The organism is Actinoplanes sp. NPDC021490 (assembly GCF_055562135.1).
Genome location: NZ_JBVHFW010000013.1, coordinates 247,762 through 262,810, shown reverse-complemented (window position 1 = coordinate 262,810; position 15,049 = coordinate 247,762). Strand labels below are relative to the sequence as shown.

General features: G+C 71.3%; 15 protein-coding genes. 12 read left to right on the top strand and 3 right to left on the bottom strand.

The features are described 5' to 3' along the window. The first annotated feature begins 27 nt into the window (after nucleotides 1–27). Nucleotides 28–1,056: a carbohydrate kinase family protein gene (locus tag ACZ3I4_RS31150; RefSeq protein WP_465385607.1), complete on the top strand. Its 1,029-nt coding sequence runs from the start codon at nucleotides 28–30 to the stop codon at nucleotides 1,054–1,056. Then, nucleotides 1,046–2,359 carry a family 4 glycosyl hydrolase gene (locus ACZ3I4_RS31145; RefSeq protein WP_465385606.1) on the top strand — a complete coding sequence of 438 codons (1,314 nt, stop codon included), beginning with the start codon at nucleotides 1,046–1,048 and terminating at the stop codon, nucleotides 2,357–2,359. The genes ACZ3I4_RS31150 and ACZ3I4_RS31145 overlap by 11 nt, the downstream gene beginning before the upstream one ends. A gap of 33 nt (nucleotides 2,360–2,392) precedes the next feature. Here the strand turns inward: ACZ3I4_RS31145 and ACZ3I4_RS31140 are convergent, their stop codons facing one another. After that, nucleotides 2,393–3,535 (bottom strand): FAD-dependent oxidoreductase, encoded by a 1,143-nt coding sequence (locus ACZ3I4_RS31140; RefSeq protein ID WP_465385605.1) that lies wholly within the window; start codon nucleotides 3,533–3,535, stop codon nucleotides 2,393–2,395. A gap of 147 nt (nucleotides 3,536–3,682) precedes the next feature. Here ACZ3I4_RS31140 and ACZ3I4_RS31135 point away from each other — a divergent pair, with 147 nt between their 5' ends. Continuing rightward, nucleotides 3,683–4,309, top strand: coding sequence for a TetR/AcrR family transcriptional regulator (locus tag ACZ3I4_RS31135; RefSeq protein ID WP_465385604.1), 627 nt, complete (start codon nucleotides 3,683–3,685; stop codon nucleotides 4,307–4,309). 158 nt (nucleotides 4,310–4,467) lie between these two features. Then, nucleotides 4,468–5,844 (top strand): FAD-dependent monooxygenase, encoded by a 1,377-nt coding sequence (locus tag ACZ3I4_RS31130; RefSeq protein WP_465385603.1) that lies wholly within the window; start codon nucleotides 4,468–4,470, stop codon nucleotides 5,842–5,844. Here the strand turns inward: ACZ3I4_RS31130 and ACZ3I4_RS31125 are convergent. Then, a complete protein-coding gene (locus tag ACZ3I4_RS31125; protein ID WP_465385602.1) occupies nucleotides 5,808–6,308 on the bottom strand; it encodes a CGNR zinc finger domain-containing protein in 501 nt (166 codons plus the stop codon). The genes ACZ3I4_RS31130 and ACZ3I4_RS31125 overlap by 37 nt on opposite strands. Before the next feature lie 103 nt (nucleotides 6,309–6,411). On the opposite strand from ACZ3I4_RS31125, the gene ACZ3I4_RS31120 reads away from it, so the two are divergent. The 4 genes from ACZ3I4_RS31120 to ACZ3I4_RS31105 all read left to right on the top strand — a co-directional run bounded on the left by ACZ3I4_RS31120 (nucleotide 6,412) and on the right by ACZ3I4_RS31105 (nucleotide 10,027). After that, a complete protein-coding gene (locus ACZ3I4_RS31120) occupies nucleotides 6,412–7,953 on the top strand; it encodes an MFS transporter (protein WP_465385601.1) in 1,542 nt (513 codons plus the stop codon). A 46-nt stretch (nucleotides 7,954–7,999) separates the two neighbouring features. Further along, the gene (locus ACZ3I4_RS31115; protein ID WP_465385600.1) at nucleotides 8,000–8,554 is read left to right on the top strand and encodes a redoxin domain-containing protein; all 555 of its coding nucleotides are present in this window, start codon (nucleotides 8,000–8,002) and stop codon (nucleotides 8,552–8,554) included. A 63-nt stretch (nucleotides 8,555–8,617) separates the two neighbouring features. Then, entirely contained in the window at nucleotides 8,618–9,301 is a 684-nt protein-coding gene (locus ACZ3I4_RS31110) for a phosphatase PAP2 family protein (protein ID WP_465385599.1), read from the top strand. Nucleotides 9,302–9,331: 30 nt separating this feature from the next. Continuing rightward, entirely contained in the window at nucleotides 9,332–10,027 is a 696-nt protein-coding gene (locus tag ACZ3I4_RS31105; RefSeq protein ID WP_465385598.1) for a phosphatase PAP2 family protein, read from the top strand. On the opposite strand, the gene ACZ3I4_RS31100 is transcribed toward ACZ3I4_RS31105, so the two are convergent. After that, complete coding sequence (locus tag ACZ3I4_RS31100) at nucleotides 10,013–11,494, bottom strand: mannitol dehydrogenase family protein (protein ID WP_465385597.1); 1,482 nt, start codon at nucleotides 11,492–11,494, stop codon at nucleotides 10,013–10,015. The two genes, ACZ3I4_RS31105 and ACZ3I4_RS31100, sit on opposite strands and share 15 nt — an antisense overlap. A 287-nt stretch (nucleotides 11,495–11,781) precedes the next feature. Between ACZ3I4_RS31100 and ACZ3I4_RS31095 the strand changes: the two genes are divergently transcribed. The 4 genes from ACZ3I4_RS31095 (at nucleotide 11,782) to ACZ3I4_RS31080 (ending at nucleotide 14,813) form a co-directional block, all read left to right on the top strand. Beyond that, nucleotides 11,782–12,420 carry a hypothetical protein gene (locus ACZ3I4_RS31095; RefSeq protein WP_465385596.1) on the top strand — a complete coding sequence of 213 codons (639 nt, stop codon included), beginning with the start codon at nucleotides 11,782–11,784 and terminating at the stop codon, nucleotides 12,418–12,420. 87 nt (nucleotides 12,421–12,507) lie between these two features. Next, entirely contained in the window at nucleotides 12,508–12,942 is a 435-nt protein-coding gene (locus tag ACZ3I4_RS31090) for a DUF3253 domain-containing protein (protein ID WP_465385595.1), read from the top strand. Between the two features lie 84 nt (nucleotides 12,943–13,026). Further along, nucleotides 13,027–13,593: a winged helix-turn-helix domain-containing protein gene (locus tag ACZ3I4_RS31085; RefSeq protein WP_465385594.1), complete on the top strand. Its 567-nt coding sequence runs from the start codon at nucleotides 13,027–13,029 to the stop codon at nucleotides 13,591–13,593. After that, a complete protein-coding gene (locus ACZ3I4_RS31080; protein WP_465385593.1) occupies nucleotides 13,590–14,813 on the top strand; it encodes an MFS transporter in 1,224 nt (407 codons plus the stop codon). Before ACZ3I4_RS31085 ends, ACZ3I4_RS31080 begins: the two co-directional genes overlap by 4 nt. Nucleotides 14,814–15,049 lie beyond the last annotated feature (236 nt).

The following is a 15,049-nucleotide window of genomic DNA, read 5'->3' as shown; positions in this document are numbered from 1 at the left end:
ACGCCTGACCTCGCATAGGATCTCGAGATGACCCCGGAACTGGACCTGTTCGTCCCCGGTGTCGTCTATCTCGACATCATCTTCACCGGGTTGGAAGGACTGCCCGAGCCGGGCACCGAGGTGTGGGCGTCGGGGATGGGCTCGTGCCCCGGCGGCATCGCCAACCTGGCCGTCGCGGCCGCGCGGCTCGGCCTCAACACCGGGCTGGGCACGGCGCTGAGCACCGACGCGTACGGGGACTTCTGCGCGCAGATCCTGTGCGACCAGGAAAAAATCGACCTCTCCGCGTCCCGGCGGATCGACGGGCACTCGCCGGTGACGGTGTCGCTCGCGTCCGACCGCGACCGCAGCATGATCACGCACGGGCATCCGCTGCCGGTCGGCGGCGACGGCCTGGTCGGCGAGCTGCCGACCTGCCGGGCGGCCTCGGTCTCGCTGACCAAGGACCGGCTCGGCTGGGTCCGCCGGGCCAAGGAGGCGGGCACTCTGGTGTTCGCCGACGTCGGCTGGGACGCCAGCGCCGAATGGCCGGCCGAGATGCTGGACATGCTCGAGGACTGCCACGCCTTCGTGCCCAACGCGGTCGAGGCCATGCAGTACACCCGCGCGTCCACGCCGTCCGAGGCGCTGCGGCGGCTGGCCGGGCTGGCCCCGGTGGTGGTGGTGACCTGCGGCGGCGACGGCGTGCTGGCCCACGACGCGCGCACCGGCGAAACCGTGCACGTGCCCGCCGTGCCGGTGCCGGCTCTGGACCCGACCGGCGCCGGTGACGTGTTCACCGCCGGGTTCATCCTCGGCAGCCTGCGCGACTGGCCGCTGGCCCAGAGCCTGGCGTTCGCCAACCTGATCGCCGGCCTGTCCGTGCAGCACTTCGGCGGGTCGTTGTCGGCGCCCGGATGGGGCGACATCGCCGACTGGTGGCGGCAGGCCTCGTCCACCCCGTCGTTGTCGCAGCGGTACGCGTTCCTCGACGACGTGATCCCCCGCGGGGAACAACGCACCGTGCGCCGCGCGGGTGCGACCATCGCCCGGCTTTCGGATGCCCATGTCTCGTAGGCTCGTGATCCTCGGCGGCGGCGGGTTCCGGGTGCCGCTCGTCTACGGCGCCCTGCTCGGCCCCGATTCCCCCGTCGACGAGGTCGTGCTGCACGATGTGGACTCGGCCCGGCTGTCGGCCATCGGGCGGGTGCTCCGCGCCTTCGGGGCCGGTCCCGCGGTCGAGGCGACCACCGACCTGACCGAGGCGCTGACCGGCGCGTCGTTCGTGTTCAGCGCGATCCGGGTGCACGGGCTCGAGGGGCGCGTGATCGACGAGCGGGTAGCCCTGGGCGAAGGGGTGCTCGGGCAGGAGACGGTGGGGGCGGGCGGGATCGCGTACGGGCTCCGGACCGTGCCCGTCGCCCGCGCGATCGCCCGGCGCATCAGTCTCGTCGCGCCCGATGCGTGGGTCATCAACTTCACCAACCCCGCCGGCCTGGTGACCGAGGCGATGGCCGAGTTCCTGGGCGACCGGGTGATCGGCATCTGCGACTCGCCGTCGGCCCTCGTCCGGCGGGTCGTGCGGGCGTTGGGCGCGTCGTCGTCGGCGCAGATCGAATACGCCGGGCTGAACCATCTCGGCTGGCTGACCGCCGTACGGGAAAACGGGGTTGACCTGCTCCCGAAACTGCTGGCGACGCCCTCGCTGGTGGAGTCGTTCGAGGAGGGGCAGTTGTTCGGCGCCGAGCAGCTGCGAACGCTGGGCGCCGTGCCCAACGAATATCTGCACTATTACTACGACCATGGGGCCGTGGTGCGGGGGCTGCTGGAGGCCCCGGAGACCCGCGGCGAATACCTGCTGCGGCAACAGCGGGACGTCTACGCGCGCCTGACCGCGGCCGGTGGTGATCCGCTGTCGGCCTGGCAGGCGGCGCGGCGGGACCGGGACGCCACCTACATGGCCCAGGAGGGCCTGGGCGAACGGGACGCCGCGTCGGTCGAGGGTGGCGGCTACGAGGGGGTGGCCCTGGCGCTGATGTCCGCGATCGCCACCGACCGCCCGACGCCCCTGATCCTCAACGTCCGCAACCGGGGAACGCTGGCCGCCCTCGACGACGACGCCGTGGTCGAGGTGCCCTGCCTGGTCGACGGTTCGGGCGCACGGCCGCTGCCGTCAGCCGGCCTGTTCGCGCCGGGCGTGCCGCTGGTGCAGCGCATCAAGGCCACCGACCGGGCCGTCCTGGAGGCGGCCACCACGGGCTCACGCGCGGTGGCCGTGCGAGCGATGGCCTCCCACCCCCTGATCGACTCCGTCCCGATCGCGCGGCGGTTGATCGCGGAGTACCAGGGGCAGCTCCCGGAATTGGCCTATCTGGGTTGACGCTCGCCTGTGGACAACCCGTTCGGGTCTCCGTCAGGGCCGGCCGTCGTCCGCGAACTCCGGGGGAAGGTCGCCGGAAAGCAGGTCCTCGGCGCGACCTTCGAGCATTTTGGCGGTCTCGGTGGAGCGGGGGAGCATGGTGGCTTCGTAGGCGTGGATGGCCTCGGCGACGGTGGGGGCGGTGGCCAGTGCGAGCGCCAGTTCGCTGGCGTCGAGCATGGCGAGGTTGACGCCGACGCCGAGCGGGGGCATGAGGTGGGCGGCGTCGCCGAGCAGGGTCACGGTGGGGGTGTGTTCCCACGTGTGCGGGACGGGAAGAGCGAAGATCGGCCGGTCGATGAAGGCGCCGTCGTTGGCGGTGATCAACTGCTTCATCCGCGGACCCCAGGCGGCGAATTCGGTGAGCAGGTGAGCGCGGATGCCGGCGGTGTCGTCGCGTCGCAGGCCTGCGCGGGCGATCCAGTCGACCGGAGCCTTCCGCATGATGTAGACGCGGATGTGGTTGCCGCTGTTGCGCTGGGCCCAGAGGGCACGCTCGCCGTCGGCACCCGTCGCGCTGCCCTCGCCGGTCAGTGCCGAGATCTCCGGGTGCCGGTTCTGCACGTCATGGAACCACGCCTCGGTGAACGTGACACCGGTGTACTCCGGAGTGGCCGGGGAGACGGCCGGGCGAACTCGGGAAAGCGCGCCGTCGGCCCCGATGACCAGGTCGGTCTCGACGTTCGAACCGTCGGCGAAGTGCAGCATGCGCGGGCCGGTGGCCGGCCCGGTGAGCCGGGTCAGACCGTGGCCCCACCGTACGGTGCCGGGTTCGAGAGAATCGAGCAGTAGGTCGCGTAATTGGCCTCGATCGATCTCGGGTTTGAAGAGTTCGCCCTCGTCGGGCACCAGGTGTGCCCGCATCTCGCCGTCGGGGCTCAGGATGCGGGTTTCTTGGCCTTCGGGGCGGGACAGCCGGAAGAACTCGTCGAGCAGGCCCGCCTCGCGCAGGGCGATCTGGCCGTTGTCGGCGTGCAGGTCGAGGGTGCCGCCCTGGTTGCGGGTGTCGCGGTCAGCGTCTCGTTCATGGACGGTCACGGTGAGGCCATGCCGTTGGAGGATGCGGGCGCAGGTGAGCCCACCGGGTCCGGCGCCGATGATGCTGATCCTGGCGCGCTTGGGTGCAGGTGAAGTCATGACGGTCCTTTCGCGGGTACGCCAAGCCACCCGAAACGCCCGTATCCCGGATGCTCGATGGCCTGGCGAACCCAGGAAACCAGACTCAGTTGAAAAGTGCAATGAGTCAACTTATTGCCTCATGTCACTATCGGCTACACTCAGGTCATGACCCAGATTCCCGTCGGCCGTCGCGAACGCAAGAAGGCGGCCACCCGCCAGGCGATCGCCGACGCGGCCCTGCGTCTTTTCCTCGAGCGGGGCTACGACCAGGTCAGCATTCGCGACATCGCCGATGCCGCCGACGTGTCGACCACGACGCTGTTCAAGCACTTCACGGGCAAAGAGGCCTTGGTCTTCGACCAGGACCAGGAGAACGAAGCGCAGCTGATCGCCGCGGTACGGCAGCGAGCCGAGGGGCAGTCCGTCCTGGACGCCCTGCGTGAGCATGTTCTGCGCGCCCACCTGTCAGTCGCGCTCCATCCGCGAGCACTGGAGTTCAACAGTCTGGTGGAGTCCACTCCGGCCCTGCGCGACTACGCGGAGCGTATGTGGACGCGGCACACCCACAGCCTCGGCACTGCCATCGCCGACGAACTCGGCTTCGAGCGTGATGACGTCGCGTGTGTCGCACTGGCCCGGTTCGTTCTTCAGATCCCTGCTCTCGCCCGCGGTCGATCGGATCGCCGCGCCACGACCGAGCGAATCTTCGATCTGATCACCTACGGCTGGAAGACGTTGGAAGCCGCCCCGCGCGGCGGCACCGAGCACGCCGAGAGTGGAGAAACGGCGTAGGGGGTAATGCGTGTAATCTGCAGCTGGCCGTGACGCTGCCTGAGGAGGTGAGACCCATGAACGCTGTATCGCTGTGGGTGCTCCCCCTGCCGTCACGGGCGGGCGACTGACATAGGTGTCGCCGGGAGCGCCAAGGGCACTCCCGAGAGGCAAGACCTATGGACATTGACGTGATCATCGCCGGGTGCGGGCCGGCCGGGGCGATGCTGGCCGCCGAGCTGCGGCTTCATGACGTACGGGTGCTCGTTCTGGAGAAGGAGACCGAGCCCGTCTCGTCCGCCCGCATCGTCAGCCTGCACATGCGCAGCCTCGAGCTGATGGCCATGCGCGGGCTGCTGGAACGCATTCTCGAACACGGCCGGGTGCGTCCGGCCGGCGCCTATTTCGCCGCCATCGACAAATCCGCACCCGAAGGCCTCGATTCCCGGTACGCCTTTCTGCTCGGCATCCCGCAGCCGGTCATCGTCCGCCTGCTCGAAGAACACGCGGTCGCGCTGGGGGCGACGGTCCGGCACGGCGCGGCCGTGGCCGGCTTCGAGCAGGACGACGACGGCGTCACCGTCGAAATGGCCGGCGGGGAACGGCTGCGGACACGTTTTCTCGTCGGCTGCGACGGGGCGCACAGCACCGTACGCAAAATGCTCGGCGTCGGCTTTCCCGGCGAGCCCTCGCGCAACGACACGCTGATGGGCGAAATGGAAGTGGAGGGGCTGCCGGACGACATCGACAAGCGCGTCAGCATCAGACCCTCGGGGGTGGGCGTCTATCGCGTCATCGTCCCGGCCGCGCAGGTCGGCGATCGGGCCGAGCTGGAGGACTTCCGGCAAGCCTTGCGGGCCATCGCCGGCACCGATTTCGGGGTGCGTTCGCCGCGCTGGATGTCCCGCTTCGGCGACGCCACCCGGCTGGCCGACCGCTTCCGGGCCGGGCGAGTGCTGCTGGCCGGCGACGCCGCGCACATTCATCCACCGATCGGCGGGCAGGGTCTCAACCTGGGCGTGCAGGATGCCGTCAATCTCGGCTGGAAGCTGGCCGGCCAGGTCCGCGGGTGGGCGCCGGACACTCTGCTCGACTCGTACGAGGCCGAACGCCGCCCGGTCGCCGCCGACGTGCTGGACAGCACCCGCGCTCAACAGGCGCTGCTGTCCGATGGGCCGGGGCCGCGCGCCTTGCGCCGGCTGTTCACCGAGCTGATGGATTTGGACGAGGTGAACCGCTATCTGACCGCCAAGACCACCGCGATCGGACTCCGCTACGACTTCGGCTCCGGGCCCGACCTGCTCGGCCGCCGCCTGCCCGACCTCGAGCTGAATCAGGGCCGGCTGTTCGATCGGTTGCATCGGGGCCAAGGCCTGCTGCTGGACCCCACCGGAAGCCTGACCACCGGCGGCTGGGCGGACCGGGTCGGCCATCTGGCCGATCCGGCCGTTCCGGGGGTCCTGCTGCGTCCCGACGGTCACGTCGCCTGGGCCGGCGGCGATCAGCGTGACCTCGACGTTCAGCTGTCCCGGTGGTTCGGCGTGCCGGTGGGCTGATCGGTGCGGGCCTGGGCCCGGCGGCGGCGGAAGGCGGCCGCCCGGGCCCGGTTCTGGCAGGTCAGGCAGCAGAAGCGGCGCTTGCCGGCGGGGGAGGCGTCCACATAGACGTCCGCGCACTGATCGTCGGCGCAGATGCCCATGCGGCCCGGATGCGCGGCCAGGTGGTGCCGCAACGCCAGCGCGGCCGCCGCGCGCGGAGCCTGGGCCGGGTCGTCGACCGCCCACACCTCGGTGAGGTCGTCGCCCAGCTCGGGCCGGACGCCCGTGCTGCGCAACAACTGCGTGACCAGGGCGGCCCTGGTCACGGAGTTGCCGGCCGCGAAGATCGGGTGCAGCGAGTCGGCCAGCGTGGTCAGCTCGGCACCGGGGTGAGGGGCACGGCCGTCCATCCTGCAGGGCAGGGTGCCCCACTCGTTGACCAGGGTCACCAGCTCGGCCAGATCCATCGCGGTCAGCTGCACCCCACCACCGTAACGCAATGAGTGAGTTCTTCGCGTTGCATCTCTCGAGGATCATCCGTAACGTGATGAACGACTTGATCGCGTGACAGAAGGAGGTGAGACCATGCGGGCGACAGCAACCGCACGTGAATGGCTCGGACTGGCCGTCCTGGCCCTGCCCTGTCTGCTGGTGTCGCTCGACGCCGAAGTGCTCAACATGGCCGCACCCCAGCTGGCCGGCGACCTGCGCCCGACCGCGGTCCAACTGCTGTGGATCATGGATAGTTACGTCTTCGTCGTGGCCGGGTTCCTGATCGCGATGGGCGTGCTCGGCGACCGCATCGGGCGCCGTCGCCTGCTGCTGGCCGGGGCCACCGCGTTCGGGTTGTCGTCGCTGCTGGCCGCGTTCGCCACCAGCCCCGGACTGCTCATCGCCGCCCGCGTGCTGATGGGCCTGGCCGGCGCGTCGCTGATGCCGTCGACGCTGGCGTTGATCCGGGCCATGTTCGCCGACGCGCGTCAGCGGGCGCTCGCCCTCGGCGTCTGGAGCGCCTCGTTCTCGCTCGGCGGGCTGGCCGCGCCCCTGATCGGCGGCGTGATGCTGGAGCATTTCTGGTGGGGCTCGGTCTTCCTGCTCGCCGTGCCCGCGACCCTGCTGCTCGTCGTGCTCGGGCCGGCGCTGCTGCCCGAGGCCCGCGACGAATCCGCGCGCGGCTTCGACCTCGGCGGCGCGGTCCTGAGCCTCGCCGCGGTGCTGATCTTCGTGTACGGGATCAAGCGCCTGGCCGCCGAGGGCGTACAGGCCCTGCCGTTCCTGGCTGTGGTGGCCGCCGGTGTGCTCGGTGCGCTGTTCCTGCGCCGGCAGCGACGTGTCCCGCGCCCGCTGCTCGACCTGACCATGTTCCGCGACCTCCGCGTCCGGGTCGCGCTGTCGGCCAACGCGCTGTCGTTCTTCGTGCTCTACGGCACCCAGCTCGCCATCGTCCAGTACCTGCAGATCGTCCTCGGGCTGTCCCCGCTGCGGGCCGGTCTGTGGGCGCTGCCGTCGGTGGTCGCGTTTCTCGCCTCGTCGCTGGCCGGGCCGCTGCTCGTGCGCTGGTTCCCGGCCGGCCGGGTGGTGGCCGTGGGTGCGGGCGTGATGGCTGCCGGCCACGCGATCATGGCGCTGGCCCCGTTCGGTGGCGGGCTGCCGGCGCTGGTCGCCGGCATGGTGGTCGGGGGTCTGGGGCTCGCGCCGGTCTACACGCTCACCACCGATCTCGTGGTTTCCTCCGTACGGTCGGAGCGCGCCGGAATGGCCGCCGCGGTCACCGAGACCGGGGCCGAGCTGGGTGGCGCCGTCGGCATCGCGGTGCTCGGCTCGGTGGTGGTGGCGGCGTACCGCGGCGGGCTGGCCGGGGTGCCGGGCCTGCCTCCGGGCGGCACCCTGATGGACGCGGTGACCGTCGGCGGCGACACGTTGCGGCAGGCTTCCACCGCGTACGGGAACGCCTTCGCCCTGGTTTCTCTGGTCGCCGCGGCTCTGGTGGCCGTCGCCGCCGTGCCGGCCTGGAGAGTGTTGCGGCCCACTCCGTCCGCCGTCGTCGCCGCGGCGCCCGAACCGTCCGATATGGTCGCCGACGCCCGTGACGCGCATCCCTTACCTTCCGGGCGACCCGGCCGCTAGACTACATTTCCTATCTGCGAAGTAGTGTTTAGAAGAGGTGGGTGCGATGACCGCAGCGATGACTGCAGCGACGACCGCCGCGGCGGCCCTTGCGCTCGAGCGTGACGACATCTGGGATCGCCTGGTCAAGCCCGGTGACAAGCTGCCGTCGGCGGTGCTGCTCGAGGCCGATCTCGGTCCGATCCACCTCGATCGTCTGCGGCGGACCGGTTCGATCGTGCTGGTTTTCTTCCCGTACGCGTCGAGCGAGCCGGCCAACGCGGCGCTCAGCGACTACGAGCGGCGGCTCTACCCGGCCCTGACCGCGACCGACGCCCACCTGCTGGCGGTCAGCCCGCAGATTCCGGTCCGGCTGGCCGAGGTCAAGCGCCGCCACGACCTGAGCTACCTCGTCGCCTCCGACCCCCGGCACCAGCTGATCGACGCGTTCAACCTGGGCTTCCACGCTCCGGGCGCCGACGTGCTGCTCGGTGCCCGCCGCTCGGTGCTGCCGTTCCCGGCGGTCGTGGTGGCCGACCGGTCGGGCGTGGTCCACTACGCCGACGTCCGCCCCGACGGCGCCGCCTACCCCGGCCCGGCCGAGATCCTGGCCGCTCTGTAGGAGGCCCGGGACACATGAATTCGAGGTGTATCAGCGGTTAATCGGCGGGTATAGCTACTCCCGATGCGCGATCAGAATCAGGAACACGACCTCGAAATCCGCCTCGCGGTGGCCGCCGCCGGGGCCGTCGTGCTGCTCGTCCCGTTCGCCGTGATAGCGGCCCTGATCGTCGGGAACGTGGACTGGCTGCACCAGCTCGACCACGACGTCAGCGTCCCGGTGCACGACTTCTCGCTGACCCACCCCGGCTGGGCCGGCTTCATGTGGTGGTGGTGCCTGGTCTTCGACCCGTGGACCTGGCGGGTGGCCGCCCTGGCGCTGGTCGTCTGGCTGGCCCGCCGCGGGGCCCGGCCGCTGGCCTGGTGGGTCGCGATCACCACGATCGCCGGCGGCCTGCTCGGCGTCCTGCTCAAGCTGATCTTCGAGAGGGAACGCCCGTCGTTCCTCGATCCGGTGGCCACCGCGGTCGGCTACTCGTTCCCGTCGGGGCACGCGCTCAACAACGCGCTCGGCGCGGCGGTGGTCGTCATGGCGCTGTGGCCGGTGGTGCGGCGCCGGCGTCTGCTGCTGGCCGCGGGCATCGTGATCCCGGCGCTGACCGGGCTCTTCCGGATCGGGCTGGGCGTGCATTGGCTCAGCGACGTGGTCGGCGGATGGCTGTTCGGCCTGGCCGTCGTGGCCGCGACCACGGCCGCGTTCCTGGCCCGCCGCACCAGATCCCGCAAGCTGATCGACGCTCAGGTATAGACGGAGGCCCAATCGGGTACAAGGGCCGCCATGCCCCCGATCATCGCTCAAGTCGCCAAGCGCCTCTTGCTGCCCGTGTCCGTCCTGTTCGCCTTGATGGTCGGTCTGGGCCTGCTGGTGACCAGGGTGATGAACGACGCCTGGCCCCTCACCGCCGAGGACGACGTCAACCGGACCCTCGAGGTCCACCGCGACCCGCCGCTCAACGTCATCAGCGAGATCACCAGCCTGATCGGCAGCACGCCGGTGATCATCGCCGTGACCGGGGTGGCCGCCGCGATCCTGCGCTGGAAACTGGGCCGCTGGCGGGAATCGCTCTATCTGTGCCTGGCCGTCACCGCGCAGGCCCTGGTCTTCTTCTTCACCACGCTGGTCATCAACCGCCAGCGCCCCACCGTGCACCGGATGGACGACTCGCCGCCCACCTCGAGCTTCCCGTCCGGGCACACCTCGGCCGCGGTCGCCCTCTACGTCGGGCTGGCCTTCCTGTTGTTCACCCTGCTGCGCCGCACCTGGGCCAAACGCCTGGCCTGGCTGCTCGTGCTGGTGCCGCTGGCCGTCGCGTTCGCCCGCCTCTATCGCGGCATGCACCACCCGAGCGACGTCACCGCGTCGTTCCTCAACGGCTGCCTCTGCGTCGCCATCATGGCCCGGGAGGTGCTGAACCGGGCCGTCGACTGGGCAGTGCCGGCCCGATTCCGCCCGATGCGGCTAAAGGCTTCCTGACACCAGGGCCTCGAGTGTCGCCTTGGCGCCGCGTGAGTGCAGGGACGACAACACCGACGTGTACGCCGAGACGAAGCGCTCGTTGTCGGCCAGGTCGCCGAACACCTCGCGGTCCTGGATGAACGCCAGCGGGTTCTCGCGCTGCTGCCGGGCCGCGGCGGTGAGCTTGTCGCGCAGCCGGTCGACGATCTCGATCGGCTCGCCCTGCTCGTCGACGCCCTCGTCGTAGCGTGCCCAGGAGGCCACCACTGCGGTCGACAGGATGATGTCGCCGCCGGAATCGAGGTTGTGGCGGATCACCGGGAGCAGCCACTTCGGGATGCGGTCCGAGCTCTCCGCGCACAGCCGGGCCACGGTGTCCCTGACCTGCGCGTTGGAGAAGCGGTCGATCAGCTGGTGCTGGTATTCGCGCAGGTCGATGCCGGGCACCGGCTCCAGCGTCGGCTCGGCCTCCTTCTCCATGTACGAGAGCAGGAACTTCGCGAACACCGGGTCGCGGGCCACGTCGTGCACCAGGCGGTAGCCCGACAGGTAGCCGAAGTAGCAGAGCGCCTGGTGCGAGGCGTTGAGCAGGCGCAGCTTCATCAACTCGTACGGCTCGACATCGGGCACCACCTGCACGCCGGCGTCCTCCCAGGGCGGGCGGCCGTTGCCGAAGCTGTCCTCCAGGGCCCACTGGGTGAACGGCTCGCACACCACCGGCCAGCCGTCCTCGATCCCGAAATGCTTGCTGACCTCGTGGCGGTCGTCGTCGGTCGTCACCGGCGTGATCCGGTCGACCATGCTGTTCGGGAAGAGCACACTGCCTTCCACGTACGCCGCCAGGTCGCCCCCACACAGGGCGGCGAACGCGACGAAGCTGCGCCGGGCCGCGTCGCCGTTGCCCTGAATGTTGTCGCAACTCATGATCGTGAACGGCGGCAGCCCCCGGTCCCGCCGCCGCTGGATGGCCGCGGTGATCAGGCCGAACGTCGTCCTCGGCTCGTTCGGCAGGGCCAGGTCGTGCTGAACGTCGGCGTTGTCGGCCATGAACTCGCCGGTCAGCGCGTTGAAGTTGTACCCACCCTCGGTCACGGTCAGCGACACGATCCGAACCTCGGGCGAGGCCATCTTCTCGATCACGGCATCCGGGTCGTCCGGCGCGAACAGGTACTCCTTGATCGAGCCGATCACCCGGGCGTCGAGCGTGCCGTCGGGCGCCTTGACCACCAGCGTGTAGAGCCCGTCCTGCGCGTCGAGCACCTGCTGCATCCGCCGGTCGCCCGGCATCACCCCGACACCGCAGATCGCCCAGTCGAGAGCCTTGCCCTCGTTCATCAGCCGGTCCAGATACATCGCCTGATGGGCACGGTGGAAACCACCCACCCCGAAGTGGACGATGCCGGTGCTCAGGGCGCCCCGATCGTACGAGGGGACGGCGACGCCGGCGGGTGGTTGACGCAGGGTCTCAGCGTTGAGGGGCAGCATGGTGGCACTTCCTCCCGGCAGTGGTTCTCCGATCACCCACAGCATCCCACTGGGTCGCGTTGGTCACCGGCGACCGGCTTGCCGAATTCTCTGAGGGCCACGGGTGCCTTCTGCGGGTGGGCGCGCCTTACACGCCGTGATCCGATGCCCGCTTTCCCGCCGGTCATGCCCGTTTCCCACACACGGCGGCCGCCTTCGCTCCCGTGCCCGTTCTCGCTACGGGAGGCCGGGGCCGTTCAGCGGGCGGCTGTGCCCGTCTTTGCGGTGGGCGGCATAGGCTCGGCGGCGTGACCGGGCACCGCGAGGTGGAACTCGAACTGCGGGCCGCGGGCTGGACCCCCGCCGGCGCCGGCGACTGGGCCGTCGCCCTTCGTTCCCCGGACGGCCGGTCAGCCGCCCGGATCAGCCCGTTCGACCCCACCGGCCCGTACACGGCCGCGCTCTACCGCGAGGCCGCCGCCACCAGGCAGGTGCCGCGCCTGTTCACGCACCGTCGCCTGACCGGCGGGGGCGACCTCCAGATCATGGAGTGGCTGACCCCCGCGCCGATCGAGGAGGCCGCCCCTTTCCACGCGGCGATCGCAAGCCGCGCGCCGGCCGTAGCCGCCCTGACCGACATCGTCCGCCGCGTTCACGCCCGGGCCCGGCGCGAACTGCCGTGGTGCGGACCGCTCGACACCAACCCGGCGAACGTCATGCGGTCCCTCGACGGCCGCCTGATCCTCATCGACCCGTACTATGCCGACGGCCCCGCCCTCTACGCCGCCGCAGCCGCCGACCCAGACCTGGTGGCCGTCCGCATTCCGGAGCCCGAGCGCCGCTTCATGACCGAGATCCCACTGGCCGCCTCGGGCCCCTGGAAGCCCGGCGAACAGGAGGCCCTGCGAGCCGCCCTGGCCGCCGCCGACGCCCGCCTCGGCCCGTAGGATCCGCCGACGGGCTGGGAAGCACTCGGGCAGTGGGGCGACGACGTCCGGCCGGTCTGACCGCGTCGAGCCCGGCAGACTGGGCTGATGGATGCGAGTGATGACGGCGCGACGGCCACCGATCCGGACGTCCCCGAGCGGCTGCGCCATGAGCTGGCGGACGAGCTGGCGGCAGCTCGCCTGCTTCTTCGTAGCCACCCTGAGGCGGCCGGTCCCCGGGTCGAGGATGCCGAGCTGGCGCTGGGCCGCCGGGGCGAGCCGACGACCGGCGGCCGGCGTGTGCGGCTGGCGGCGGCCATGCGGGCGTTGCTGCAGCACCGCCGGCCCGAGGCCACCATCTGCCCGAGCGACGCGGCCCGGATAGCCGGCGGCGACTCGTGGCGCGACCTGATGGGCACGGCCCGCGAGGTGGCGGCCGAACTCTCACGCGAAGGCGTCCTCGTCATCCGTCAGAAGGGCGCCGACGTGGACCCGGCCACGGCGACCGGGCCGATCCGCCTCGCCCGCGGCCCCCGGTGGTGAGCGCCGCCGCGATCTGAAAGAGTCTTGCAGGTTTCCCCGGTCGCGCCTACGATCTGAAAAAGCCTTTCAGATTGGGGAGTTGCCGTGCCGGAGCGCCGTCCCAGCCTCGCCGACCCCGCCGTGCTCGACGCGCTGGCGCATCCCGTCCGCCTCGACGTCCTCGGCTATCTCATGTCGGCCGGGCCGGCCACCGCCTCCGCCTGCGCGCGCGCCGTCGGGGACACCCCGTCGAACTGCAGCTATCACCTGCGGGTGCTCGCCTCGCACGGGCTGGTCGAGCCGGACGACTCCGGTGACGGGCGCTCGCGGCCGTGGCGCACCACCCTCACCGGCTTCACGGTCGACAGCACCGGCGAGGGCGCGGCCGGAGCTACCGCGGTGCTCGCGGCCGCGGTCGAGCTCGATCACCACCTGGCCCGTGAATACCTGCGCCGCCGGGCCGAACTCCCGCAGCAGTGGCGCGAGCCGGAACCGCACGCCTCCTACGGTCTCGCCTTGACCCCCGGCGAGCTGGCCGAGGTGCTGCAGCGCATCGACGCGGTGGTCCGCCCCTATCTGCACCCCACCCGCGAGGACGCCCCGGCCGACGCCGAGCACGTGCACCTCTCGCTGATGGCCCTCCCACGTCCCGGCTTCGGGCGGCGCACGTGACCGCCCTGGCCGTGCCGGCGTTCCGGCGCTTGTGGATCGCCGGGATCGTCTCCGACGCCGGCGACTGGCTGATGTTCATCGCACTGCCGCTCGTCGTCCTGCAGCTCACCGGGTCGGCGTTCGGCACCTCGATGGCCTTCGTGCTCGCCCTGGCCCCGCCCGTCCTTCTGGCCCCGGTCGCCGGCCGCCTCGTCGACCGGCTGCCACGCCGTACGGTCATGGTCGCCGCGACGCTGGCCCAGGCCGTGTCCCTGCTGCCGCTGCTCGTGGTGCGCGACCGCTCCGACCTGCCGCTGCTGTTCGGCGTGATCGTCGCCCAGGCCACGTTCGCCACCTTCTTCGAGCCCGCGAAGAACGCCCTGCTGCCCGCCCTCGTCGGGCCCGAACGCGCGATGTCGGCCAACGCGCTGGTCGGCCTGAACAACGACCTCGGCCGCATCGTGGGCGGCCCGCTCGGCGGCGTGCTGCTCGCGGTGGCCGGGCTGAGCGGCGTCGCCCTGGTCGACATCGCGACCTACCTGATCGCCGCCGCGCTGGTCGCGACCCTGCCCCGCGACCGGGCCGGAGCCACGACGGCCCAGCCCGGCCGGGTCCTCCGCGCGCTGGTCGATCCGGCCACCCGCGCGCCGATGACGGTGGCCTTCGTCGCCGCCGTCGCGCAGGGCCTGTTCGTAGTGCTGTTCGTCTTCTTCGTCACCGACATCATCAACGGCTCCGAGGCGGACGTCGGCCTGCTGCGCGGAGTCCAGGCCATCGGCGCGATAGCGGCCGGGGCCGTGCTGGGCATAGTGGGCGCCCGTCTCGACGTGGTCCGGCTGACAATCGCCGGAGCCGTCGCCTTCGCCGCGCTCACCGCCCTGGCGTGGAACCTGTCCTTCGCCACACACGCCGTGCTCGCCTACGGAATCCTCTTTGCCATCGTCGGCGCGCCGGGCGTGCTCCTCGGCGCCGGCCTGACCAGCCTGCTGCAGCGCTCCTCGCCCGACGACCGGCGCGGCCGCACCTTCGCGGCGTTCGGCCTGGTCCAGGCCGTCGGACAGGCCGTGGGCCTGGTCGCGGCGGGCCTGCTGCAGAGCATCACGGGCACGCTGCCGCTGCTCGAGGTCCAGGCGGGCGCGTATGCCCTGGCCGCCGTCCTGGCCGTCCTGCTCCTGCCGCGGCGCCTCCCGGCCGCCCGCGAAAACTCGCGCCCGCTCGCGACGGCCGGCCACAGCTCGTGACAGTCCGCGGCGGCTCGTGTGGTTGGCGGCGGCCGGCCACAGTTCGTGACGGTCCGCGGCGGCTCGTAGCGGCTCCGGGTGGTTGGCGGCGGCTCTGGACGGGTCCGCAAAGGCTCCGGGTGGTCCACCGGCGGCTCGCGGCGACCCGGGATGGCCTGTGGCGGCTCTGACGTTCCGGGGAGTCGCAACGGCTCCGCGGAGTCGCAACGGCTCTGGGGAGTCGCAACGGCTCTGGG